Below are 26,441 nucleotides of genomic sequence, written 5' to 3' on the forward strand. Positions count from 1 at the left end.
GAAACAGAACTTCAATGGAAAAGTTGATCATACAAGGCGGCTGCCGCCTCAAGGGGCGCGTGAAAATCAGCGGCGCGAAGAATGCGGTGCTGCCGATCATCGCCGCGACACTTCTGGGGCAGGACACGCCGAGCCGACTGGAAGAAGTCCCGGCGCTCGACGATGTGCATACGATCACAGACGTGCTGCAGGCGCTCGGCGTGCGGGCATCGTTCGACAAAGCGGCCAACACGCTGACCGTGGACAGCAGCGAAATCGTCCGCACGGAGGCCCCTTATGAGCTCGTGCGCAAGATGCGCGCCTCTTTTCTCATCATGGGGCCTCTGCTCGCACGCCTCGGCCATGCGAAAATTTCCCTGCCGGGCGGCTGCGCCATCGGCACGCGTCCCATCGACCTCCATCTCAAGGGTTTCGAGGCTCTCGGCGCAACGATCGATATCGGCCACGGCTACATCGAGGCACGCGCTGAAAACGGGCTGCAGGGAGCGCGCATCTACCTCGACTTTCCCAGCGTCGGCGCGACGGAGAACATCCTGATGGCGGCCTCGATGGCCAAGGGGCAAACCATTCTCGAGAACCCCGCGCAGGAGCCTGAAATCGTCGACCTCGCAAACTTCCTCAATGTCATGGGCGCAAAGGTGCGCGGCGCAGGCACGAACGTCATCAAGATCGAGGGCGTCGAAAAGCTCACGGGACACAACTATACGATCATTCCGGACCGCATCGAGGCAGGCACCTACATGGTCGCCGCCGCCATGACCCAGGGCGACGTCTACATCGAAAACGCCATTTCGGAACATTTGAAGCCGGTCATCGCCAAGCTCAAGGAAGCGGGCGTGACCATCGAGGAGCATGTCGAGGGCATCCGCGTCGTCTGTGGCCGCCGCCCGAAGGCCGTCGACATCAAGACCATGCCCTATCCCGGCTTTCCGACGGACATGCAGGCGCAGTTCATGGCGCTTCTCGCTGTGGCGGAAGGCTCCGGTCTTGTGACGGAAACGGTCTTTGAGAACCGCTTCATGCACGTCGACGAGCTCAAGCGCATGGGCGCCGCCATCAAGATCGACGGGCGCACGTCCGTCGTCGAGGGCGTCGGCCACCTCACAGGCTGCCAGGTCAAGGCGACCGATCTCCGCGCAGGCGCCGCCATGGTGCTCGCCGGGCTTGTCGCAGAGGGCGAGACGCAGGTCGGCTACATCCATCACATCGACCGCGGCTATGACAACCTCGTGGCAAAACTGGTCGGCCTCGGCGCAGATATCCGCCGCACGGAGAACGGCACATGACAGAAAGACGAAAGCACATCATCCTGCTCCTCTGCCTCGGTCTCCTCTACTTCCTCGGCAATTCTTCCATCGCCGTAACGGATCCCGTCGAGTCGAACTACACGGAAACGGCGGCAGAAATGCTCGCCAGCGGCGATTTCTTCTCGCCGCGCATCTACGGCAATTATTGGTACGACAAGCCTGCTTTCTTTTACTGGGAGCTGATCGCAGCCTTTTCCCTCTTCGGGCAGACGGACTTCGCAGCGCGATTCTTCCCTGCCGTCTTCGGGCTTCTCGGGCTTTTTCTCACCTACTTCTTTGCCCGCCGCATATACGACGGGCGCACAGGTTTCTGGGCAGCCGCCATCCTCGGCAGTTCGTTCGAATACTGGATTCTGTCGAAGGCCATCATCACGGATATGACGCTCTTCGTTTTTTTCAACGCCGTGCTCGTTTTCTTTTTCCTCGGCTGGCAAGGGAACAAGCGCTTCTATTGGCTTTCGTATCTCTTCGCCGCGCTCGCCGTGCTCACGAAGGGCCCCATCGGCATCCTTCTGCCCGGCCTCATCGTGACGCTCTTCATCTGCTGGAAACGAAACTTCGCCGAAGTGCTGCGCATGAAGCCCATCGGCGGCATGATCCTCTTCTTCCTCGTCTCCAGCACCTGGTACTATGCGATGTACCGCATCCACGGCAGCGCCTTCCTGGACACCTTCCTCGGCGTGCACAACGTCCTGCGCGCGACGGTCTCCGAGCATCCGATGTGGGACGTCTGGTACTACTACATCGCGATTTTCTTCCTCGGCTTCCTGCCCTGGAGCTTCTCGCTTCCCATGGCGCTCCGCCGCTATTGGAAGGAACGGCGTCTGCCGGTCCTGGACGATCGGGAGCGCTTCCTGCTCCTCTGGGCGATCGTCATCAACGTCTTCTACCAGCTCATGGCGACGAAGTACTCGACCTACACGCTGCCGGGGCTTTTGCCCATCGCCATCCTCACGGCGCGGCTCCTCATCCGTCACGAAAAACTCATGCAGCGCATCTTGCTGGTGATGTTCGCCGTCTTCATCGCGCTGACTTTCGGTCTTGCCATCCCCCGCACGAACAGCGGCGGCGTCTCCGGCAAGCCCTTCGCGCCCATCCTGAAGGAGCGCCTGCAGGAGGGCGACATGCTCACGGCCTTCGGTGACTACAGCACCTCCACAGTCTACTACACGGGACACGAGATGTTCCGCCTGCTGCCGCGCGATCAGATCGAGGACGCAAAGCCGAAAAGCATGAGCTGGACGACCACGAACGTCATGCCGTACTTCGCCATCGAAGACCTGTCCTATGACCGCGACATCTACATGCTCGTGAAAAAAAAGAAGCGCCAGCCGCGCTTCCCTGCCGCACTCGACGAGAGCGAATGGCAGCTCGTGGCGGCCTCGCCCGAGGACGGCTCAGGAGCCAGCCTCTATTGGCGTCCGGCTAAAAAAGACTGATGCCGGCTGCCGCCCCTGTATGTTCTGCTTTGCGCCTGCCCCGGGAAACAACTTCCGGAGCAGGCGCAAAATTTTAGGAATCGCTGATAAAAGGAAGCCGCCCCGATTCGCACAGATGTGAGAAGACGAGCGGCTGAGTGCATCCGAGATGCCTTTATTTGGGAGGAATCGCTTATGAAAAGCCCCGTCGAAGAACCGATTGCCCTTGCCGGCCTCAAATGCAAAAACCGCATCATCCGCTCCGCCGTACACAGCTTTCTCGGTACGGCAGACGGCCGCATGGGCGAAGGCGATTTCCAAATGTATGAGGAACTGGCGCAAAACGGCGTCGGCCTCATCATCACAGGACACGCCTGCGTCGCTCGCGGCGGACGCGCGAACGAAGAGCAGCTGAACCTCTTCGACGATGCCGCCGTCGAGGACATCCGGCGCGCCGCTGCCCTCACGCATGAAGCGGGGGCACGTTTCGTCGTGCAGCTGAGCCATGCAGGGCCGCGCGCCATTGATACGGAAGACCTCGCCGACGTCTCGGCACGTCCCCTGAAAAAAGACCGCGCAGCACGCGCCATGACGCAGGAAGAGATCGCCTCTCTCAGCAAAGCCTTCGCAACAGCCGCCGTCCGCGCACAAAAAGGCGGCGCGGACGGCGTGCAGATTCATGCCGCCCACTCCTACCTCGTCTCGCGCTTCCTCGACCCCTTCTTCAATGCGCGTACGGACGAGTACGGCGGCGACGCCTCGGGACGCTTCCGCCTTCTCGCTGAGATCATCGAAGCCATCCAGGAAAGATGCGGCAAGGACTTCCCCATACTCGTCAAGATCAACAGCGATACAAAAGGGGCGGATACCGCCTACGAAGCCGACCTGCGCTTCTACCTCGAACGATGTAAGGCGCTCGGCGTCGCCCTTGTCGAGCTCTCGGGCGCGGACTTCATCAACCTGCCGAAAACAGCGCGCCTCTACTACCTCGAACGCGCCAAAAAGATGCGCGCCGCCGTCGATCTCCCGCTGAGCCTCGTCGGCGGCGTCCGCTCACTCGCCGATATGGAAGCCGTCCTCACCGCCGGTCTCGACATGGTATCCCTCGGCCGTCCCCTGATCTCTGACAGCAGCTTTTTCACCAAAGCGCTCGCCGGGGAAAATTCCCGCTGTCTCTCCTGCAACCGCTGCTTCGTGCTGCCCCGAATGCACCCGGGCACACGCTGCGTGCTGCACCGAAAAAAACCGATGGCCTAGCTTACTGTAAAGGCTTTAAGGAGATATGTCCTTAAAGCTTACATCTTTACAACTTTATCGAACTTTACAAGTTGACACTCGACTCTATAAGTGCTATATTAACTTTCGTATCTATCATTTACATCCAAGGAAAGAAGGATTTTTTCATGAATGCACTTATGCTTGTCGGGTGTGCAATCGCTGTTTTCCTCGTCTCCTACATGCTTTACGGACGCTGGCTCGTAAAGACCTGGGGCATCGACGAAAACGCCCTGACGCCGGCGAAAAAGTTCGAGGACGGGCAGGACTACGCCCCCGCTTCGCGCTTTACCGTTTTTGCGCACCAGTTTTCCTCCATCACAGGAGCCGGCCCGATTACGGGGCCGATCATCGCCGCCATGTTCGGCTGGCTGCCCGCGTTCCTCTGGCTGCTCCTCGGCGGCATCTTCTTCGGCGCGGTGCAGGATTTCAGCGCACTCTATGCCTCCGTGCGCAACGAAGGGCGCTCGATGGGCATGTTGATCGAGCAGTACATCGGCAAGACGGGGCGACGCCTCTTCCTGCTCTTCTGCTGGCTCTTCACGCTCCTCGTCATCGCCGCCTTCGCCGACATCGTCGCGAACACCTTCAACGGCTTTGCCAAGGACGGCAGCCTCGCCGTGCCGAATGCGGCGGCAGCCTCCATCTCCATGCTCTACATCTTCGTGGCGATGGGCTTCGGCCTCTTCATCCGCCGCGTAAGGCCATCGGGCGCGGTCAAGCTCGCCGTCGCCGTCGCTCTCATCATCGCCATGCTCGCCGTCGGCATCTCCTATCCGCTTTATTTCGATGCACAGGTCTGGCGCTACGTCGTCTTCGCCTACTGCTTCATCGCCGCCGTGCTGCCCATGTGGTTTCTCATGCAGCCGCGCGACTACCTGAGCGTTTTCTTGCTTCTCGGCATGGTCGCGGGCGCCGTCCTCGGCGTTCTCGTCGCCAATCCCGTCATCGAAATGCCTGCCTTCGTCGCCTTCGAGGTCAAGGGGCAGTCGCTTTTCCCGATTCTCTTCATCACCATCGCCTGCGGCGCCGTCTCGGGCTTCCACAGCCTCGTCTCCTCCGGCACAAGCTCCAAATCCATTGAGAACGAGCGCGACATGCTGCCCGTCGGCTACGGCTCAATGCTCGTCGAATCGCTCCTCGGCGTCGTCGCCCTCGTCATCGTCTGCTCGGCGGCAACGGGCGGCAAGCTGCCGGACGGCACCCCGTTCCAGATCTTTGCCGGCGCTGTCTCCGGCTTCTTCGTCCAGTTCGGCCTGCCCCAGCATGTCGCCGCCTGCATCATGACGATGTGCGTCTCGGCTCTCGCCATGACGACCATCGACTCGGTCGCACGCATCGGCCGCATGTCCTTCCAGGAGCTTCTGGCGCCCGCCGCCGACGAAACGGAAAGCGCCGTCGTCCACATCCTGCGCAGCAAGTACATCGCGACGGCCATCACGCTCGCACTCGGCTACATGCTCTGCCTCGCCGGCTACATGAGCATCTGGCCGCTCTTCGGCGCAGCAAACCAGCTTCTTGCCTCACTCGTCCTCATCTGCATCGCGGTCTTCCTGCGCACAACGGAGCGCAAGGGCTGGATGCTCTACGTGCCGATGACCTTCATGTTCCTCGTCACAATGACGGCGCTCGTCATGAGCGTCTACGGCATCTACGGCAAGATCCTGAACGGCGGCTTCGTCTTCATGGTCGACGGCCTGCAGCTCATCCTCGCCCTGGCGCTGATGACACTCGCCCTCCTCGTCGTCAAGCACTGCGCCGTCGAGCTCGTCACAGGCAAGGCCGAGCATCCCGTCGAAGCTGAATGACCTGCCTCGACGGAAAGCGCCGCCATTTTTCACAGCATAGCCAAAAAGGGCTGCCGGACAAGTCGAATCTGACTTATCCGGCAGCCCCTTTCAATAAAACAAAAAACATAACGCCAACATTTTACAGCCCATCCGCCCGGATGGGCTGTTTTCTTATGGTGCTGCAGAAATGCCATGATACGCTTTTAGGTGCATGGCACACAACTGCCTTTATCCTTTATAGATTCTCAAGAATTCGAATCTCGTTCTGCATAAGATGTTTGCTGCGTGTAGGTTTGATACAGCTGATGAGGCGGTCATAGGCGATCTGCATGGCGACCTGTCCCTGACGACGTGGATGTTGATAAATGGCGGCGTCGATGATGCCGCTGTGCATGGCGCTGCGGATGGCGGGAATGACGTCGAAAGTGACGACGGTGATGTCCGCGGTGCGTCCTTTTTTGACAAGCGCCTGACAAACGCCGTGCGCTCCACCCGATGATGCAATGAAGACGGCGTTGATTTCGGGGTGCTCTTCAAGCATTCCAAGAGTGCTCTCATACGCCTTTATATCATCGTCAAAACTCGTCGCCATCGCAGAGAGTGTGCAGCCTTTCTCCGCTGTGAGGCGCTCACGGAAGCCTTCGATACGGTGCATGTGGCCGAGCATACGTACGCCGCTGTAGATCACTCCCGCATGAATCGAACCCGTGCGGAGCTTGCGCAGGAGCGCCGCTGCCGTACGCCCTCCTGCAGCATAGTCGCTGCCGACATAGACATGGGGGATGTCGGACTCAAAATCGTTGTTGAGAGCGATCACAAAGATGTCGCTTTGAATGCAGTCCTCGAGTGCCTGTATGACCTCCGGCTCGCTGATCGGGTTGATGATGACTGCCTCTGCGCCCTTCTCCCGCAAAGCAGCGATGGCGGCGCACTGGTCGACGGAGCTGTATCCAGTGAGGAGGTGCCACTCCGCTCGCAGCCCAAAGCGTTCATAATAGGAGGCGGCCTTGCGCAGCGCGCGAATGACGGGCACAAAGAACTGGATCTCACTGGCTGAGATAATGATGCCGACGATGGGGCTTTGTCTTTGGGAGACGAGAGCACGCGCCGCCGGATTCGGCCGATAGCCGAATTCCTCCATCGTTTTGAGGATGAGGGCACGCTTCTCCTCCTTGACTTTGCCGCGCCCGTTGATGACGCGGTCGACCGTGCCGCGCGACACGCCGCAAATCTCTGCAATCTGTTTGATAGTAATCATAATGCACTCCTTTTGTATGGGTTTATTATATCGATTTTTTCGAAGTTTTACAATTCCTTTATTGTATCAATTATGTTCTTTTTTGCTCGAGCACAATATTATTTTAAAAGAAAAAAACATTTATTTTACTATTGACTAGTCGACTTTTTTATGATACTTTATATTTAAAAGCGTGCTCGAGCACATAGAGAGGTAAGAGCGACTATGAATAGGAGGGGCATTCATGGAAAACAATGCTGTCACTGAAAAGAAAATTCCCAGTTCGTTTATCTACTTTTTTGGATCCTTCGGCGGGATTCTGTTCGGCTATGACATCGGGGTTATGACAGGAGCTCTGCCGTTTCTCCAAAACGACTGGGATCTCCACGGGGATGCGAGCATCATCGGCTGGATCACCTCGTCGGTCATGCTTGGCGCAATCTTTGGCGGAGCGTTTGCGGGCCAGCTCTCGGATCGCCTTGGTCGGCGCAAGATGATCCTGCTGTCCGCACTGATCTTTGTAGTCGGATCAATTCTTTCGGGAATTGCACCGCATAACGGTTCCTATTATCTCATCGGCGTCCGCGTCCTGCTCGGCCTAGCAGTCGGTGCAGCATCGGCGCTCGTCCCCGCCTATATGTCGGAAATGGCGCCTGCAAAGCTGCGCGGCCGCCTGTCCGGCATCAACCAGACGATGATCGTCTCGGGCATGCTCCTCTCGTACATTGTAGACTATATGCTCAAGGATCTGCCGGAAACCTTTGCATGGCGTCTCATGCTCGGATTGGCAGCCGTTCCTGCAATCATCCTCTTCCTCGGGGTTCTGCGCCTGCCGGAGTCGCCGCGTTTCCTCGTACGCGGCGGCAAAATTGATGACGCGCGGCGGGTGCTCGGCTTCATACGGCCGGACGATGAGGTCGAGACAGAGCTTCATCAGATTTGCGAGACGGCAAAGGAAGAATCTGCAGCACGTGCAGAAAACTCGTGGGGCGTATTCCTTCAGTCGAAATACCGCTATCTCGTAACAGCGGGCGTCGGCGTCGCCGCGTTCCAGCAATTCCAGGGTGCAAATGCGATTTTCTACTACATTCCGCTGATTGTGGAAAAAGCGACCGGCCAGACTGCCAGTTCACAGCTCATGTGGCCGATCATTCAGGGAATTCTCCTCGTTCTCGGCTCGCTGATCTTCCTCGTCATTGCCGATCGGTTTAATCGCCGCACGCTGCTGCGCACGGGCGGTCTCATCATGGGGCTGTCGTTCATCCTCCCGACGATTCTCGAGATGATTTTCCCGGATATGGATCCGATCATGATCGTCGTATTCCTGTCCATTTATGTTCTGTTCTATGCATTTACATGGGCGCCGCTCACATGGGTTCTCGTCGGCGAGATTTTTCCGCTTGCTATTCGCGGACGTGCGTCGGGACTGGCATCGTCCTTCAACTGGATCGGTTCGTTCCTTGTCGGGCTCATGTTTCCGATCATGACCGCCGCGTTTTCACAAGCTGCCGTCTTTGCCATCTTCGGCGTTATCTGCCTCATCGGCGTTCTTTTCGTCACGAAGTTCGTGCCGGAAACGCGGGGACGCACACTCGAGGAGATTGAGTCGCAGGGAGTTCGATAATTACATCTTGTGTTAGGAGGTTTTCGATATGGATTTCAAACAGAATATCGCTGCTGTCGAAAGCGGCGCTACCGTTCTCGGAATCGAGTTCGGCTCGACGCGGATCAAAGCGGTGCTCATCAACGCGGACTTTCAGACAATAGCCTCCGGCAGCTATACGTGGGAAAACGACTTGAAAAACGGGATCTGGACGTACGCGCTCCCTTCGGTTTGGACAGGAGTCCAAACATGCTACGCGCATCTTGCCGCCGATGTGCAGAGCCGTTATCATGTGCCGATCGAAAAGATCGGCGCGATTGGCATCAGCGCAATGATGCACGGATATCTCCCCTTTGATCGGGAGGGCAAGCAGCTCGCAGAATTCCGCACATGGCGGAACAATATGACAAGCGCGGCGGCAGCCATCCTCACGGATAAGCTGCAGTTCAACATTCCGCAGCGCTGGAGCATCGCACATCTCTATCAGGCTCTTCTGAACGGAGAGGAACATGTAAAGGAGCTCGATTTCTTCACAACACTCGCAGGCTATGTGCACTGGCAGCTTTCGGGCGAGAAGGTGCTCGGCATAGGCGACGCCTCGGGGATGTTCCCCATCGATGAGAAAACAGGGTCGTATGACACGGATATGCTCGCCGCCTTCTCCGTGCTCCCCGAGGTCAAAGCGTGCTCGTGGCAGATTGAAAACATCCTGCCGCACGTCCTGCGGGCAGGCGAGAGCGCGGGCAGACTCACGCCGGAGGGAGCGCACCTTCTCGATCCGAGCGGCAGGCTCTCGGCAGGAGCGCAGATGGCGCCGCCGGAGGGCGATGCAGGAACAGGCATGGTGAGCACGAACGCCGTACGCAAACGGACAGGCAACATCTCGGTGGGCACGTCGGCGTTCTCGATGAACGTGCTTGAGAAACCGCTGCGCCAAGTGCATCGCGACATCGATATTGTGACGACGCCCGAGGGTGCGCCTGTTGCGATGGTGCACACGAACAACTGCTCGTCAGACATCAACGCATGGATCGGACTCTTTCGAGATTTCGCCCAGTACCTTGGACAACAGGTGGCACCGGATCAGCTCTATCATCTGCTCTTTGTCCACACGGCGAAGGCGGAGCCGGATGCGGGCGGGCTCCTCAACTATAATTGCCTCTCCGGTGAAAACATCACGGAGGTGGAGAACGGACGCCCTCTCTTCCTGCGGACGCCGCACAGTCGTATGAATCTGCCGAACTTCATGCTCTCTCAGCTGTATTCGGCGTTTGCACCTCTGAAGATCGGGATGGACATCCTCGTGCGCGAAGAGGGCATCCGCACAGAGGTCATGATCGCACACGGCGGACTTTTCAAGACGCCGATCATCGCGCAGCAGGTTCTGGCGAACGCGCTCAATTTGCCGATCACGGTGATGAATACGGCGAGCGAAGGAGGCGCTTGGGGCATGGCGGTTCTCGCCTCCTTCGCAGCGCGTGAGGAAAAACCGGCACTGGCGGATTTCCTCGATGAGCAGGTGTTTCGGAGTGCCGAAAGCACGACGCTGATGCCTGAACCCATGGGCGTCGAAGGCTGTGAGAAGTTCATCGAGCGTTACAAGGCGGCGCTCTCCGTCGAGCAGTCGGCAGGCGTTTTGGCGGACGAATAAGGGGGGATTTTCATGCTGGAAGAACTCAAGCAGGAGGTCTATGAGGCGAATATGATGCTGCCGAAGCTCGGGATCGTCACATTCACATGGGGGAATGTCTCGGGCCTGGATCGTGACAAGGGACTTTTCGTCATCAAGCCCTCGGGGGTGGAATACGAGAAACTCCGTCCCGAGGACATGGTCGTCGTCGATCTGGACGGCAATGTCGTCGAGGGCACGATGAACCCATCGAGCGACACACAGACCCACAGGGTTCTCTATCGGGAGTTTTCAGGAATCAACGCCATTGTCCACACGCATTCTTCGTGGGCGGTCTCCTTTGCACAGGCAGGCGTCGAAATCGAGGCGATGGGGACGACCCACGCGGATAATTTCTACGGCACGATTCCCGTCACAGAAGCTTTGACGCAAGCAGAGATAGAGAGCGCCTACGAAGAAAATACCGGGCAGGTCATCGTTCGCACCTTCCGCAGTCGAGGAATCGATCCCGCGGCAGTGCCCGCGGTGCTCGTCAAGCAGCACGGTCCCTTTACATGGGGGGCGACGACGAAGAAAGCGGTCGAAAATGCAAAAGTGCTCGACCTCGTTGCCGAGATGAATTACCGTACGATGACGCTCCAACGCGGGAACACACGCGTTCCGCAGTATTTGTTGGACAAGCACTATCTGAGGAAGCACGGCGCAAACGCCTATTATGGACAGAATGCCTGATCACAGGCTTTGATGGATATAAGAAAAGGAGAGAGTATCATGTTGCAGGTAAAAGATTATGAGTTTTGGTTCGTTGCTGGCAGTCAGTCCCTCTACGGTGAAGAGCAGCTGGCGAACGTGGCGCGCAACGCGCAGGATGTTGTCGACAAGCTGAACGCAAGCGGAAAGCTGCCGTACAAAGTCGTCTGCAAGGGCATTATGACGACGGCGGACGGGATCACACAGTTCATGAAGGACGTGAACTATCACGATGAGGTTGCAGGCGTCATTACCTGGATGCACACGTTCTCGCCCGCCAAGAACTGGATCCGCGGCACCGTCCTGCTGCAAAAGCCGCTCCTCCATCTCGCGACGCAGTATCTCAACGAGATTCCGTATGCAACGATCGACTTCGACTACATGAATCTGAATCAGAGCGCACACGGCGATCGCGAGTACGGCTATTTGAATGCCCGACTCGGCATTGACAACAAGATCGTCTACGGCTGGTGGGGCGATGAGGATGTGCAGAAGGAGATCGCAGACTGGCAGGATGTCGCCGTAGCCTACAACGAGAGCTTCCACATCCGCGTCTGCCGCTTCGGCGACACGATGCGCGACGTTGCCGTTACGGAGGGCGACAAGGTGGAGGCGCAGATCCGCCTTGGCTGGACGGTGGATTACTGGCCGGTCGGCGAGCTGGTCGAGGTCATCGACGCAGTCGATGAAAAAGCGATTGATGCGGCGTATGCGAAACTGAAGGAGGACTATGAACTCACGCCGCAGTCGAATTCCCCCGAGAAATTCGAAGAATCCGTGCGCTATCAGCTGCACTGCTACCTCGGACTGAAGGCCTTCCTCGAGGACAAGGGCTACCATGCGTTCTGCACGAACTTCCAAGATCTCAAAGGGATGAAACAGCTCCCCGGGCTCGCCGTCCAGCTCCTCATGCGTGAGGGTTACGGATTCGGCGCGGAGGGCGACTGGAAGCACGCAGCACTCTCGCGCCTCCTCAAGATCATGGCGCACAATGACCGAACGGTCTTCATGGAGGACTATACGCTCGACCTGCGCAGGGGACATGAAGCGATTCTCGGTGCGCATATGCTCGAAGTCGACCCGACGATTGCGAGCGACAAGCCGCGCGTCGAGGTCCACCCGCTCGATATCGGCGGCAAGGACGATCCTGCACGCCTCGTCTTCACCGGTTCGGACGGCGAAGGAATCAATGTAACGATTGCAGACTTCCGCGACGGCTTCCGTCTCATCAGCTATCCCGTCGACTGCCGCAAGGCGGAGGAGGAAACGCCGCATCTGCCCGTTGCCAAGCAGCTCTGGACGCCTAAGATCGGGCTGAAGAAAGGATCGATTGCCTGGATCAAGGCAGGCGGCGGACATCACACCGTTCTCTCCTTCCGTCTGACGGAGGAGCAGATCCGCGACCTCGCCGTCATGCTCGGCATCGATCTCGTCGAAATCTGCTGATATGGCCTTTGCCATGCGTCCGGTTTTTCGATGAAGTACGGGCGTCAAAACGGCGGTGCTGAACAAGGCATGAAGACAGCGCCGATGTGTGAAGATGGGGGCTGAATTTATCAGTGATTCCTAAAATGCATATTCCGTGTATGATGTATGGATTGGCAAGGAGGAGTTTTATGACACCGGCTGAACAGAAGAAACTTCGGCTTTTCGCAGTAAAGGTGCGCGAAGGCATTTTGCGCGGTACACATGCGGCAAAGAGCGGACATCCGGGCGGCTCTCTTTCGTCGACGGAGTATTTTACCTATCTCTACAACAAGGAAATGCGCGTAGATCCGAAGAACCCGCACGAGCCAATCCGCGACCGCTTCGTCCTTTCCAAGGGGCACGTCGCGCCCGGCCTCTATGCGACGCTTGCCAATCGCGGCTTCTTCCCTGTGGATGAACTTCTGACGCTTCGTCACATCGGCGCACGCCTGCAGGGGCATCCGAATATGAACCTCACACCAGGCGTAGATATGTCCACCGGCTCGCTCGGTCAGGGAATATCAACGGCGGCGGGTATGGCAAAAGGCGCCAAGCATCTCGGGAAGGACATCCATGTCTACACCCTTCTCGGGGACGGCGAGCTTGCCGAGGGACAGGTATGGGAAGCAACGATGTTTGCCGCCCATTATAAACTGGACAATCTCTGCATTGCAGTCGATGTCAACGGTCTTCAAATTGACGGCGCGACTGTAGACGTCATGAATACGGCGCCACTTGACGCGAAATTCGAGGCGTTCGGCTGCGCAGTTATCACAATCGACGGTCATGACTACAATGCCATCGAGGAAGCATTCAAGGCGTTCCATGCGAACAAGGGCACGGGTAAGCCGACGGTGATTTTGATGAAGACCGTGAAGGGCAAGGACATTTCCTTTATGGAAAACAATGCCGGCTGGCATGGCAAGGCGCCCAATGATGACGAACTCGCGCAGGGACTTTCGGAGCTTGCCGCGATTCGCAAGGCGATTGAGGAGGCATGAGCATGGCGGATGTGAAGAAAATTGCAACGCGCGACAGCTATGGAAACGCACTGGCAGAGCTGGGGAAAGCGCACGCGAACATCGTTGTTCTGGACGCGGATCTCGCGGGAGCTACGAAGAGCGGCACCTTTAAGAAAGCGTTCCCGGAACGCCATTTCAACTGTGGTATTGCGGAGTCCAATATGGTCGGTGTCGGCGCGGGGCTATCGACGATGGGGCTGGTTCCCTTTGTCTCAACCTTTGCCATGTTTGCAGCGGGACGCGCCTATGAGCAGGTGCGCAATACCATTGGCTATCCGCACCTGAACGTCAAGATCTGTGCGACGCACGGCGGCATCTCCGTCGGAGAGGATGGCGCGTCGCATCAGTGCTGCGAGGATTTTGCCCTCATGCGTACGATTCCCGGCATGACGGTCATGTGCCCTTCGGATGATGTAGAGGCACGCAAGATGGTGTATGCTGCCTATGAGATGGAGGGACCTGTATACATCCGCTTCGGTCGTGCGGCGACGCCGATCTACCATGACGAGTCCTTCTCATTCACCATTGGCAAGGGAGAAGTCTTGCAGGATGGGACGGATGTTGCCGTCATAGCTGCGGGCATTCTTGTGCCGGAGGCAATGGAGGCAGGAAAACGTCTTGCTGCCGAGGGAATCAAGGCACGCGTCATCAACATGGCAACGATCAAGCCGATGGATGAAGAGCTTGTGATCCGTGCGGCGAAAGAATGCGGCAGGATCGTCACCGTCGAGGAACACAATATCATCGGCGGGCTCGGCGAGGCGGTTGCAGGTGTCACGGCAGAGCACGCCCCCGTCCCCGTCCACCGCATGGGCGTGCGGGACGAGTTCGGGCACTCGGGTCCTGCGGCGGAGCTGCTGAAACAGTTTGGTCTGACAGCGGATGCGATTGCTGCGGAGGTCAAGGAGTTCGTTCCCCAATAAAGGTTTCACTGACAAATGCAGTATTGCCATCTGGGTGTACTTCATTGCTTCCGTAAAACTCACACAAGAGCGATTCCATTCGCTGTACGCTGTAGGATGAGGTTTGAACCATTGCAAATACGTCAATAAAAAATTGAGGTGTCAAAACGGCACCTCAATTTTTTCGGGTGAATCGGCATAATAAAAAGGGGCTGCCGGACAAGTCTGATCTGACTTATCCGGCAGCCCCTTTTTCATGGACTTTTATGCACAGTTTATTCTTCGTCTTCTTCTTTCATTTCCTTGAAGATATAGACGGCACGGATCTCTACGGGAGTTACGCCGAGATCTTCGATCGCGGTCAGAAGACCGGAGGCGAGGACGGCGCGTTCTGCTTTTTTATCCTTGCTGACAACAATGGCGAGTGCCGCCGCATCTTTCGGATAGAGCGTCACGATGCCGTTGCCGAAGGTGACCTCAAAGGAGCCGTTCTTCGTCTGGTAGAGGAAGCTCAGCGTCTGCTCGGCCGACTTGCGGATTTCCTTGGGATCGGGAATCTCGACCTTCTTCGAGGAAGGCTTTATGGCGAGCTTGCCGGGACCGTAGTTGACGGAGTAGATGCCGTCAAGGTCACGCGATTTGCCGTCCGTGAAGAGGACGGGAATGGCTTCGGCTGTGCTGCCGGGGATTTCGTCATAGACGCCGTAGTTGCCGCGCGTCTTGCCGAGGTCGAAGCCGAAGGAGCCGTCCGCGCCTTCGACGTAATCATGCGCTTCAGGGGAGCCACCGTCCGTCGCGAGGACAACGCGGCTCTGCCACCTCGTAGCGGCGGGATCCTGCGGCATATCGATGGTCACACCATCGGCAAACGACGCGTCGCGCCGCGGCTCGGAGGCTGCAAAGCCCGTGCCGCCGCTCGTACCGGCAGCTCTGCCCGCACTGCCGCTGCCGGCATTGCCGGAGCCCGTGCCTGTGCTGCTGCCTGCACCGCCGCTGTTCGCGCCTGAGCCGCCCGCATTCGAGCCGCCTGTGCTGCCGCCGATACCGCCCGTCGAGCCGCCGATGCCGCCTGCGCTTCCGCCGCTCATACCGCCGCCGATGCCGCCTGTGCTTCCGCCGCTCATACCGCCGCCGATACCGCCTGTCGAGCCGCCGATGCTGCCGCCCGTCGAGCCGCCGATACCGCCTGCGCTTCCACCGCTCATACCGCCGCCGATGCCGCCTGTCGGGCCGCCAAAGCCGCCGGTACGGCCGCTCAAGCCCGCCATGATCTGCGCAGCGGCGACGCTGCTCGTCGTCACGGCACTGCCTGCAGGCGTGCTCATGTCGAAGCCGCGCATATTGATGCGCAGCGTTCCGGGCGCATAAAGGAAGCGATAGTTGCTGAGACTTGTCCCGCCCGCATAGACGACACTGGCGGGATCGACGTGGATTGCCGATGCGTAGATGCCGCCGGGCGTCGAGGCATTGATGTTCGGCGCATAGTGCATCTGCACGCCGTTGATCGTGTCACCTGCGAGAAGCCCGCGCCCCGTCGTATGGTCACCGCGCTCCACGGTATATGCCGTCACCACAGGGTTCGGCGCACCGTAGTCACGGGAAGCGCTGCCCGCCGTGATGAGGACATCGCGCGGCACAATGCTGAAATGCCCATCGACATAAGTGATGGTATAGTTTGCAGCCGAGCCGGACGAGAAGTGTGCGGCGCTTGCCTTTGTCCAAAGGCCTGCCGTACCCGCATTCGTCGTGACGGCCGCCGTCGGGTCGATCGCTTCCGTCACATCGTCGATGGCGTCGCCGTTGACAAGCCCCGTCGTTGCAGTTGCCGCAGCGACGTTGACCTTCGCCGTGCCGCCCACATAGCCTGCTGTGCTGTTGTCCGCACCGTAGGCGCGCTGCTTATCGCCCGCCGTGATGGTCAAGGCACGCGGCGTAATGGTCAGCGTACCGCTTGCCGATGTGATGTTATAGTCCGAGGCGTAGCCGCGGCTGCCCGGCGCAAGCGCTGCATTCTCGACCCGCATCGTATAGCTTCCGACACCCGTACGCTCCGTAACGGCATTACCGCCGCCATCGACAGCTCTGACCGTATAATTTGCAAAGCTGTCGCCTGTTGCAAGCGTCCCCGTATGAGTCGGAGACGGAATTGCCACCGTATTGTTTGCAGCGCCATAGATGCGCGTACCATTCGGCGCGGTAAAGTGGATGTCGCGCGGCTTGATCGTGAGCTTGCCCGGCACATACTTGAAGTTGTAGTTGTTTGCCGCAAGCGTGCTGCCTGCCAGGCCAACCGTGTACTCGCCCGCATGAATCGCGCCCTGCGCAAAGCCCGATGTCTGGCTCGCGTCGGCAATCGGGGTATAGGAAACAGCCCCCGAAATGCCCGCTGTTGCCGCGGTCTGGCTGTTCGCGAAGTTTGTGAACGTAACGCCGTTCATTCCGGTGTAATTGTGCGGATTGCCGTTATAGTCGACTGTCTCCGTCTTGCCCGTAACTGTTACTTCACGCGGCACAATGCGGTAGTCGACCGTGATCTTGTAGTTGAGATCGTTGTGTCCCTGATAGGTGATCTTCTCACTGGCAACGGTCGAATTTGACCCGTACGTACGCGCACCTGCGCGCACAGTCGAATCGGTCGCCGCGTTCGTGACCGTGCCGTCCGCCGTATTGATGTCGGCATTGACGTTCGTCAGCTTCGTCGTGCCGAAGTTATGCGTGCCCGAGTCAATCACATGGGCGCGAATATAGTCAACCTCATCCTTGTCGAGCGCACGGCGCTTGAGGTTGCCGTCGTCAACGATCTGGAAGCCCGCCGTCGAGTTGAAGAACGCAGAATTATCGTCACCGTAGGTGCGCGTCGAGTAGAACTTCAGCTCCGGCTGATACTTGTAGAACATGGCGTTCTTGCCGGGCGGAACAGGGAAGGCGCTGCGGTTGTTGTAGTCCACGCCGTATTTGCGGAACTCGAAGACGAGACCGTCGATCTCGTTCTCAACCGAATCCTCCGTATGCACGATGTAGCGCTGGCCGGGGTCGGTCTTGATGGCATTGGCGCCGCCCTTGTTCTTGAACGCGCCGCCCTGCGCCTCGATGACGACATCGGACGTGCCCGTGCCGACGATCTGCCCGCCGGGCGCAATCGTGACGTTGCCGCCGTTCTTGTTCGTGATGTTGATCGGCGCGTTATTGCCCGTGATCTTGCCCGTGACGTTCGTGCCGCCCTTCGTCTCGACGGAAACGCCTGCGGCGGACGTAATATTACCGAGATTCTTGATCTCGTTCGGTCCCGTGAGGTTGACGGAGCCAGCCTCGACTTCGAGCGTCGGCACGGACTGCAATACGCCCGTCGAGGTGACCGCGCCGTTCGTCTTGATGGCGACGGCATCGGCAAGCCCTTCGGGCAGGTTGACGTTGCCGACCTTGATATCTCCCGCATTCGTGCCGCCGATGCGGATCTTCTTAAAGCCCTTGCCGTCGGGGTTCTTCCGCAGAAGCCCCGTGCCGCTGAAAATGTCGGACGGCAGTGTAGAATCCGAAGCCGAACCGCCTGATCCCGGCGTGCCGAAGTTGAGCGTCTTGCCCGGCGTATAGGTGTCAAAGGACACGTCGCCGTGGCCCGTGATCGTACTGCCGTTCGTCGTGTTGAGCTTATCCGTCTGAATGGCGACATTGCCGTCATGATCGCGGTCGGCGCCGTCCGCATTGATATGCGCATCGTCGAGGTTGACCTCACGGCTGGCGACGGTATAGTCCCTGCCGTGCGTATTGATCGTGCCCGAGAGGTTGACGCCACCCGCTCCGCTCGAAACCGCCTGCTGGATGTTCACGTGGAACGGCATGTCGATCACGCCGCTCTGATAGAGACGTCCGGTACCTCCGCGGTCGCCGATGTTGATGACCTCATACTCCCAGAACTGGCGGTTGTTGCCATTAAAATACTTATCGAGCAGCGAGAGCTTCGCCGGATCGTTCACTTCGCCGCCGAGCTTGACATCCCGATCGGGCGACATCGGCAGGATATTGAGTTCCTTCTTGCCCTTCATCTTGCCATTCAAGTCCATCGCATCGGTCTTGAGCGTGAGATTGCCCGTACCCGTATCGACGGAGCTTCCCGCCGCCGTCGTCAGATTCTTCGCCTCAAGCGCAAGCGCGTTGCCGTTCGTCTGGATATTCGCCGAGCCGTCGAGATTCATCGAGCCTGCCGTCTTGCCGGAGCGAATCGTCGTCGGATCGACGAAGTTCAGATTGCCGCCGACCTTTGTCGCGCCCGTCGCATCTTCGCGCCCGAGATAGACATGCTTGAAGCCGTCCTTGATCTTGTTCCCGCCAAAGAGATTTTCGGGCAGGGTCAGCCCCGTGCCCGCCGTGCCGACGTTGAGGTTCGTAGCGGCATTCGCCTGCTGCACGGTCAAATTTCCCTTGCCCTCAACCGTCTTGTCGAAGGTCATGGCGTCGGCAGAGAGCACGACATCGCCCGCCGTGCCGCCGGATTCACCCGCCTTGACGCCCGTGATCGTGCGCGAGGGGATGGATGCGCCCGCCGGCGTCGTGATCTCGCCGATGGTCAAGGCATTGGACTTGACCTTGACGGAGAGAGCGTCGGCGGCAAGCGTGCCGATTTCGTTCGCCTGTTCGAGTGCGATATTGCCCCCGAGCGCAGCGAGCTTCGTCGCCGTGATCTTACCCGCCGTCTGGTTCGCCGCCGTCTGGGCGTTGACCGTCAGCGTCTTATCCTGCGCAAGCGTCATATCGCCCGCGAAGTTGATCGTATTCGCCTGCAGCGTCACGTCCTGCGTGAGCGAAGAATTTGCCACATTGATCGTGCTCTGCTTGTCCTTATCGAGCCGGCCGATGCTGTAATGCGAGAAGTTCGGGCCGAATACCTGCGTGAACTTGTTGTTCGTCAGCTGCAGGTCGCCCGCCGCCCCGTCGCCGAGACCGATGGTCTTCGTGCCATTGAAGGTGCTGATGCCGAGCGTTCCCGTGCCCGTGACGGACGGACTGCTGCCGTTCGCGACGAGGTTCGTGATGTTGTTCGTATAGAGGTTCAGTGCGCTGCCCGCGCCGATATTCATGACGCCGGCGCCGCCCGAGTTCTCAATCTCGCCCGTCGTCAGCGTCACGTTATAGGGCTTGCCCGATCCGTCCGTGCCGACTTTGAGACCGCCCGCACCGATTGTGACCTTGCCCGTTTCCGCCGTCTTGACGACGACGCGGTTGTTTGCCTCAAGGCCGTCGATCGTGACGGTCTGGCTGCGATTGTCGCCGAGAACGAGCTCACTGAACTGATTGCCAAAGAGCTTGCCGTTGAGCTGGTCGCTCGTGACATGAAGCCCTGCGCCTGAGGCAGAGTTGTTGAGCGTCAGATCGCCCGCCGTCTTGCGCGTGATGACGAGACCGCTCTTGCCGACGATGTTCGTCGTATTGTCGTCCGCCGTCGGGGTGACGATCTCATCCGTATGCACGCGCAGAGCGCCCTGCGTATCTGTGCCGGAGTCGAGCTGGGCGCGCGCATCGAGCTGCACCTTGTTGCCCGCCACATCGACCCAGACGGGCGTGGAGCCGGGAGCGACCTGCACCTTGGCGTCCTCGTTCAGTACGACATCGCCGCCGCGGGCATTGAGCGTCGCCTGTGCATAATTGCCCTCGACCTTCAGTGCAGCGCCCTGTTCGAGATGGATGTTGCCGCCCGTATTGATATTGATTTCTGCGCCTTCGCTCTTCTGTGTCGCACCTTCCCCCTTGACGTGGACGGTCTTGCCCTGCTTGACGGTAAAGCCGCCCGTAATGACCGATGCGGGATCATGCCCCGGTATCGAAGGTTCCGTACCAATCGTGAGCTTCGTTCCCTTCCCCGCGATGGTGAGATTGTCGCGCACCTCGACGCCGAGCTTGCCCGAAGCATTGATGGACTTGTTGACCGTACCGCCGTAGAAGTAAAGGTGCTGATCGCCCGCGACATCGAAGCCGCCGAATCCGTCGAGCACGTCATTGATCGTGCGGTAAGAAATGCGGTAGCCATTCGCCGGCACACCAACGGCATCGTCCTTGATATAGATATCCTTTCCCGAGGGAACACCGCTGGTCTTGACCTTGCCATCTTTCTGACCGAGGATCTTACCATTCCCGAGGTCAAGCCCGCCCGAGAGGTCGAGCTCCAGATTCTTGACGGCGAGCGTATCGCCTGTGTTCGGCAGAGTGGCGGTACTCGCCTTGATCTTCATGTCGGACTTGCCGTCCGCGCCCGCCTTGTTCGTTCCCTCAAGCTTGACGTTGCCCTGCGTCTCGATGTCCGAGGGGGTCTTGAACGTCGCGTCCTTGATGTTGACATCGCCCGTCTGCGATGCGCCGCCGATCTTGATCTTGCCGTAGTTCGCGTTGTTGATGTTCCAGTCGTTCGCGCCCTTGCCGACGTTGATGGCCTGCGCCTTCGTCGCCTTTTCGAGTGTGAGCTGATTGCCGACGTTGACCTTATTGTTGCCGAGATCGAGATCGTCGGCTTCGATCTTCGTATCGCCTGTAGAATTCAGCTTGCCCTCGACCGTGAGCTTCTGTCCGGCATCCATCTTGATGTCCGTTGTCTTCGTCTTAAGACCGTCGACGTTCTTCGCAGGAGCAACCGTGCGATCCTCGACGACGGCGACCTTCATGTGCGTCCGATTCTTGAGCTTGAGATCGCCGTCCGCCATATCGGCGGCGATATTTTTAATCTCATTCGGCTGCGTGCTGAGATCTATCGAGCCTTTGCCGAGCAGAAGCAGATTGCCGACCGTGATCGGCGCACTCTGCGACAGTCCGTCGCCGAGCGTCGTGCCCGACGTATCGGCATGGAGCGCGAGCGTATCGCCGTCTGCGCCGACGACCGCGCCCGTGATGTCGATCTTGCCCTTCGTCAAAATGCTCGTATACTTCGGCATATTGCCCGCCGAAATGCCCGCGATCGTCGCCGTGCCGGCATTGTCCTTCGAGCCAATGCTCACATTATGGAAATTGCCCGCCTTGAGCTTGCCAAAGCCATCATCCGTCACAAGACCCGTCGTGCCGCCGACCGTGAAGTTGCCCGCTGTCTTCGGTTTCAGCGCAAACGTACCCGCGCCCGCCGTATCGGCAAAGGTTGCGTTATTCCAGTTCGTGACGGCATCCGTCACCATCGTCATCGTGCCCGCGCCCGCAGCGAGGTTTGCGCCCGCAGCAAAGTCCACGGCGTTCGCCTTGAACGTCGTGTTCTTGTTGCCCGTATTCGAGAGCGTTCCCGAGAACTTTACCGTTGCCGCCGACTCGACCGTCAGCGGCGCTTTGACATCGGCTGTACCGATCTCGACATTGCCCGTATTCGCGCTGCCGATCTGAATTTCGCCCGTGCCCGAACTGATGAAATCAAGGTTCGGCAGTTCGAGATCGGCAGCACTCGAAGAGCCGACGGCGATCGTCTTGCCCGCTTGTCTAGTCTCAACCGTGACCGCACCGTTTGCACTCGAAAGAGTGCCCTGCGCTCCTGCGGGGAGCGTCAGCGCATCCGTCTTGAGATGGATCGTGCCGCCGGCCGTTGACACCTTGCTCGCCGTGTCAAAATTGACCGCCGCCGCTTCGAGCGATGTCGCCGCCGCGCCCGTCGACTTGACCTCAGCATTCGCATCGAGCTTGAGCGTGCCGCTCGCCTTGAGCTTCATCGCGCCCGCGCCGTTCGTGATGCCATGCGCACCGACCGTGAGGTCGCCCGTGACGTCGATGTCCGCACCGTCCGCTGCCGTCGTCAATCCCGTATCTTCACCGATCTTGAGATTCGTGCCGTTCTTGAAGGCCAGTCCCTTCGCCGCGCCGTCGAGCTTTCCGACGGCATGCGTTCCTGTGAGGTTCACCGTCGCAGCCGCCGCATCGAGCACGAGCGCATCCGAAGTGATGACGCCCGCACCTGTGATGGCATTCTTCGAACCAAGCGTCAGCGCATGACCTGCGGCGACATTTACCGCGCCTCCGACGGTCAGCGTACCTGCACCCGAATCGATGGCGAGATCACTGCCCGCCGTCACGCCGCCGGCGTTGATGTTTGCCGCCTTGCTCGCGTCGCCGACTGTATTCTTATAGAAGTTCCGAATCTTTCCCGTGCTCGTGAACGTATCGCCTGCGAGATCAAGCCCGCCCGAACCCGTGCCGAAATTGATGGTCTTGCCGTCCGAGAGCGTCCAGACCTTTGCAGAGCCTGCCGGGTCATTGTCGCCCGTGATCGTGCCGGCAAGGTCGATGGAATCCGTGCGCAGCTCGACCGTGCGCGTCGTAATGCCTGAGCCGCTGTCGATGGAGATTCCCTTGGCAAGCGCCGCATTGGTTCCCGTGGACTTGCCGATCAGCGTGACCTTGCCCGTGCCCGCCGTAATCGTCGTACCCGCGAGCGATACGCCCGCCGCATCCGCCGTCGTGCTGCCCGCGAGTTCGACATTGCCGCCCGCCGTACCGCCTGCGTCCGTGGTATTGATCACGGCATGGTCGAGCGTGATGCCCGCCTCGCCCGCACTCTGCGAGTTGGCAAAGCCGACGCCGCTGTCCATGAGACCGCCGCCGATCTTGACATCGCCGCCGAGCGTCGTGATCTGCTTCCCGTTCGCAACGCTGACACTGCCGCCCGCACGGTGGTTCGTATCGGAGGTGATGTCCACATTCAGCTTACCCGCCGTTGAAGTGATATCGGCGTTGATATTGATGCTACCCGTTGCTTTCAAGGAAAGGGTAGCATCGCCGCCCGCCGTCTTCGTGATGGCGTCCGTCACGGTGATGGAGTTGTCATCATTTCCGGTAAGATTTGCCGTCTGGATATTGACGGACGTGCCGCCGTTCAGCGAGTTGGTGACGGTCTGCACATCCGCCATCGAGCCGGCTTCAGGATCGCCGGCTGCACGGGTCTTGACCTCGATATCACCGGGATCGATCAGCCATTCGCCGCCCTTGCCCGCTTCGGACGAAGCATCGACACTTCCCGTGATCTGCACCTTCGCGCCAGATGTCTCAACCGCGCCGCCCTTGCCTGTCCCTTTTCCGCGTGCCGTGATCTCGCCCGCGAACTTCGTCCTGCCGTCCGACCAGACGGCGACCGTGCCGCCCGCGCCGCCTGCCTGCGTCGCGTCCGCACGCACAGCCGCGCCGCGCTCGATCGTGACGTTCTCGGCGTGCGCGAGATCGCCCGCGCCCTGCCAGCCGCCGCCAATCTCGACCGTGCCGCCGGCAGCGCCGCTCGCATCCGTCACGCTTCCTGCCGCCAGGCGCACGTCGTTCGCCGTCATGCGGATTGCGCCCTGCTTGCCGTCAAGGCTCGAAGCGCGCACAATGCCCTCCTGGTTGACGGCGGAAGCCGTCAAAGCGTCGCCCGTCGCCGCCGACATGAAGACGAGGCCGCCGTCAGCTTCGACGAGGCCTTTGTTCGTGACCGCCTGCTCCAGCGCCGCTTTCGTCGGCACGACCGAGACCTTGCCGTCGCCCGTGAAGTCAAGCGTGACGTCCTGCGCCGCCGTGAGCACCGCCGCGCCCTTCTTGGCGACGATCACACCCTCGTTGGCGACGTCCTTGCCGAGGAGCGCGACGACGCCTGCATCCGCCGCACGCAGCGTGCCGCGGTTGATGACCTTGCCGTCATTCGGCGTGCCGACAAAAACATACCTGCCCGCCATAAAGTCGGCGTTCGTGACGTTCATCGTCGAGGCGACGATCGCGCCCGCATCGACCTGTGCGCCGGGCGCAAAAAGGACGCCCGCAGGATTGACGAGGAATACCCGCCCGTTCGCCGAGAGCGTGCCGAAGATTTCCGATGGATTGTTGCCGAGCACGCGATTGAGGAGCGCCGCCTGTGCATTCGGCTGGAAGATATTGACGCGCTCACCCGCCGCAATGCCGAAGCTCTGCCAGTTGATGACGGCGTTTTGCGTCGTCTGATGAATCGCCATCTCCGCCTGGCTCTGTGCGATTTCAGCAGCGCCCGCCGCGACCTCGCCGCCCTGCGGCAATGCGTAGGCTGAGCTGCCCGTGCCGACGAGCACGGCGCCCGCCGCTATGACGCCCGCGCCGCTCAAAAGGGCGCGGCGCACATTCTCCTGCAGCCGCAGCAGGAAGGGATCCGACAAGCCGTGCTCTTTCCTCGCACGGCGCTGTTTTTTCGTAAAGCGCATCGTATTTCTCCTTTTCTAATCTGAATGATATCCGAATATCCAAGAGGTCAAAACAAAACATGCAGACTTCTCAGCTCTTTATTATTAGAAGAATTTATAAAGTTGGAACCAGAACCTGCCCCTGCGGTCCGTGTCGGAAACCGCCTTTTCGCTGCCGATCTTCCACGCGTAATGCAGGTGTGCGACCCAGTTTGCCTGATTGCTCCAGTTCACACCGACGCCCGCGCCGTAGAGGCTGCGTCCCTGCTGGCCCGCATAGCCCTGCCAAGCGTCGTGGCTCAGCTTCACGTGGCCGCCGTCGACGAAAGCGATGAGCTGCCATATATTCTCGTCGCCCTCGCGCGTCGCGAGATTCCAGCGCAGCTCCGTCGTCCAGCGCCAGCCGTCGTCGCCTGAAGCTTCGCCGACGGGATAGGCGCGTACGCCGTAAGGACCGCCGAGGGAAAACTTCTCCGAGGGGTCGAGGTTCTTCGTCGCCCACTGGCGGCTGTAGGAAATGTAGAGCGAAAGCCGCTCGCTCACATGCTGCAGGCGCGTCAGATTGAGATTCCACTTGCCGAAGCTTCCCGCCGTCCGCGCGGTCATGGCGTCGTATTGGCGCTGCACCTCTTCATTGATCGAGAGGTTTCCGTGCGTGTAGTTGAGCGAAAAGGTGTTGCGTCCGCCTCCCCAGAAGCGATCGAGATTGTCGCCGTTTATGCCGACGACCCAGTTCTTCGCACCCTTGGGGTTCTTGTACGCCATGCCCTCCGCCTCGTCATTGAGATCCTTCCAGTCGAAGCGAATCGTACCGTAGAGGTTGAAGTCGCGGCTGCGCCGGAAGTTGTGCTGCCACCAGAGGCTCAAGGTCTCCGACGTGCCCGTATAATCGAGCGTCGAGAAAGCGCCGCCCAAGGTGTAGTGCGAGCGTGCGTAGCTGATGCCGACGCGTTCGCCCTGCTTGGCGATTGGCGTCGAATAGGAAGCCGATCCCGACCACATGCCGCCATTCGACACGATGCCGCCGACGGAGAAGAGGTCGCCCTCGCGAAAGGGGCTCGCATAGTTGACGAAGGCGCTGTACTGGTAGCGTCCCGTGTAGCGGTAGCCGCCGTTGTCGACGCCGACGTAGCCCCACATGCGGTTGCCCTTGTTCTTCACATCGATGACGATGTCCGACGTGCCCTGGCGGCTGCCCGCCTTGATCTGCGTGCGCGCTTCGACGCGCGAGAGGTCGTTCGTCAGCCAGACGCCGCGGTTCAGGATTTCCTTCTTCACGAGATTGCCCGAGTAAATCCCCATCTCGCGTCGAATGGCAGTTTCTGTCAAATAAGAGTTGTTATTGATGATGACCTTATCATAGCGCCCGGGCACGATGGTGAAGTTGACCGTACCGTCCGCAAAGGTCTGCGGCGCCAAATAGGCGAAGGCAACAAAGTAACCCTTGGCGCGCAGGTACTTCGTGATTTCCGCTGCCTGCGCCTCAAGATCGGCGAGCCGCGCGTACTTGAGCTTGTGCGGTTGAAGCAGCGTGCGAAGTTCCTGATCCGTCACGGGGTTCTCGCCTGAAAACGTATAGCGGCGCACGAGGATCGCGCTCTCCGCCGTATCCTGCTGCGTCGCCTGTGATGCGGCGGTTTTTCCCGCCTTCCCTGCCGGCTGCGGCTTGGAGGCTTCTTCCGCCCCCTCTGTCGCGGGTACATCGGCAGTGCTCGTTCCCATCATCGGCGCTTCACCGGCCGCCGCGCGCAGCATGGCCGCCTGCTCCTCCCCGGTCGCATGCGAGCTCGTTCCCGCTTCCGCGTCCAAAGGAGTGAGCGCCGCTCCCAGTAAGGCAAAGCCGACGGCAAAAGGCCATGCCCGGCACTTCCTTGTGCCCAAAATTCTGCACTCCGTCATCCGTGCAT

At 59.5% G+C, this 26,441-nt stretch carries 13 protein-coding genes; 10 read left to right on the plus strand and 3 right to left on the minus strand.

The window, feature by feature from the left end:
- Positions 1 to 14 precede the first annotated feature (14 nt).
- The 4 genes from murA (at position 15) to ACRTGH_RS03460 (ending at position 5,808) form a co-directional block, all read left to right on the plus strand.
- The gene (gene murA / locus ACRTGH_RS03445; protein WP_368846858.1) at positions 15 to 1,286 is read left to right on the plus strand and encodes a UDP-N-acetylglucosamine 1-carboxyvinyltransferase; all 1,272 of its coding nucleotides are present in this window, start codon (positions 15 to 17) and stop codon (positions 1,284 to 1,286) included.
- The gene (locus tag ACRTGH_RS03450) at positions 1,283 to 2,746 is read left to right on the plus strand and encodes an ArnT family glycosyltransferase (RefSeq protein WP_368846857.1); all 1,464 of its coding nucleotides are present in this window, start codon (positions 1,283 to 1,285) and stop codon (positions 2,744 to 2,746) included. Before murA ends, ACRTGH_RS03450 begins: the two co-directional genes overlap by 4 nt.
- 174 nt (positions 2,747 to 2,920) lie before the next feature.
- Entirely contained in the window at positions 2,921 to 3,982 is a 1,062-nt protein-coding gene (locus ACRTGH_RS03455; RefSeq protein WP_368846856.1) for an NADH:flavin oxidoreductase, read from the plus strand.
- Positions 3,983 to 4,128: 146 nt separating this feature from the next.
- Complete coding sequence (locus ACRTGH_RS03460; protein WP_368846855.1) at positions 4,129 to 5,808, plus strand: carbon starvation CstA family protein; 1,680 nt, start codon at positions 4,129 to 4,131, stop codon at positions 5,806 to 5,808.
- A gap of 217 nt (positions 5,809 to 6,025) precedes the next feature.
- Here ACRTGH_RS03460 and ACRTGH_RS03465 read toward each other — a convergent pair whose 3' ends face one another.
- Positions 6,026 to 7,048: a LacI family DNA-binding transcriptional regulator gene (locus tag ACRTGH_RS03465; protein WP_368846854.1), complete on the minus strand. Its 1,023-nt coding sequence runs from the start codon at positions 7,046 to 7,048 to the stop codon at positions 6,026 to 6,028.
- Between the two features lie 223 nt (positions 7,049 to 7,271).
- Here ACRTGH_RS03465 and ACRTGH_RS03470 point away from each other — a divergent pair, with 223 nt between their 5' ends.
- The 6 genes from ACRTGH_RS03470 to ACRTGH_RS03495 all read left to right on the plus strand — a co-directional run bounded on the left by ACRTGH_RS03470 (position 7,272) and on the right by ACRTGH_RS03495 (position 14,422).
- Positions 7,272 to 8,651 (plus strand): sugar porter family MFS transporter, encoded by a 1,380-nt coding sequence (locus ACRTGH_RS03470; RefSeq protein WP_368846853.1) that lies wholly within the window; start codon positions 7,272 to 7,274, stop codon positions 8,649 to 8,651.
- A 28-nt stretch (positions 8,652 to 8,679) separates the two neighbouring features.
- On the plus strand, positions 8,680 to 10,281 hold the full coding sequence (locus tag ACRTGH_RS03475) for a xylulokinase (RefSeq protein ID WP_368846852.1): 1,602 nt from the start codon (positions 8,680 to 8,682) through the stop codon (positions 10,279 to 10,281).
- 12 nt (positions 10,282 to 10,293) lie between these two features.
- Positions 10,294 to 10,992, plus strand: a complete 699-nt coding sequence (locus ACRTGH_RS03480; RefSeq protein WP_368846851.1) for an L-ribulose-5-phosphate 4-epimerase — start codon at positions 10,294 to 10,296, stop codon at positions 10,990 to 10,992.
- A 39-nt stretch (positions 10,993 to 11,031) separates the two neighbouring features.
- On the plus strand, positions 11,032 to 12,456 hold the full coding sequence (gene araA, locus ACRTGH_RS03485) for an L-arabinose isomerase (RefSeq protein WP_368846850.1): 1,425 nt from the start codon (positions 11,032 to 11,034) through the stop codon (positions 12,454 to 12,456).
- A 170-nt stretch (positions 12,457 to 12,626) separates the two neighbouring features.
- On the plus strand, positions 12,627 to 13,478 hold the full coding sequence (locus ACRTGH_RS03490) for a transketolase (protein WP_368846849.1): 852 nt from the start codon (positions 12,627 to 12,629) through the stop codon (positions 13,476 to 13,478).
- A 2-nt stretch (positions 13,479 to 13,480) separates the two neighbouring features.
- Complete coding sequence (locus tag ACRTGH_RS03495) at positions 13,481 to 14,422, plus strand: transketolase family protein (protein ID WP_368846848.1); 942 nt, start codon at positions 13,481 to 13,483, stop codon at positions 14,420 to 14,422.
- Between the two features lie 254 nt (positions 14,423 to 14,676).
- Here the strand turns inward: ACRTGH_RS03495 and ACRTGH_RS03500 are convergent, their stop codons facing one another.
- Positions 14,677 to 24,555 (minus strand): two-partner secretion domain-containing protein, encoded by a 9,879-nt coding sequence (locus ACRTGH_RS03500; RefSeq protein ID WP_368846847.1) that lies wholly within the window; start codon positions 24,553 to 24,555, stop codon positions 14,677 to 14,679.
- Between the two features lie 84 nt (positions 24,556 to 24,639).
- Positions 24,640 to 26,433, minus strand: coding sequence for a ShlB/FhaC/HecB family hemolysin secretion/activation protein (locus ACRTGH_RS03505; protein WP_438474845.1), 1,794 nt, complete (start codon positions 26,431 to 26,433; stop codon positions 24,640 to 24,642).
- Positions 26,434 to 26,441: the final 8 nt, after the last annotated feature.

The organism is Selenomonas oralis, from assembly GCF_051603425.1.
GTDB classification, from domain to species: Bacteria; Bacillota; Negativicutes; order Selenomonadales; family Selenomonadaceae; genus Selenomonas; species Selenomonas sputigena_A.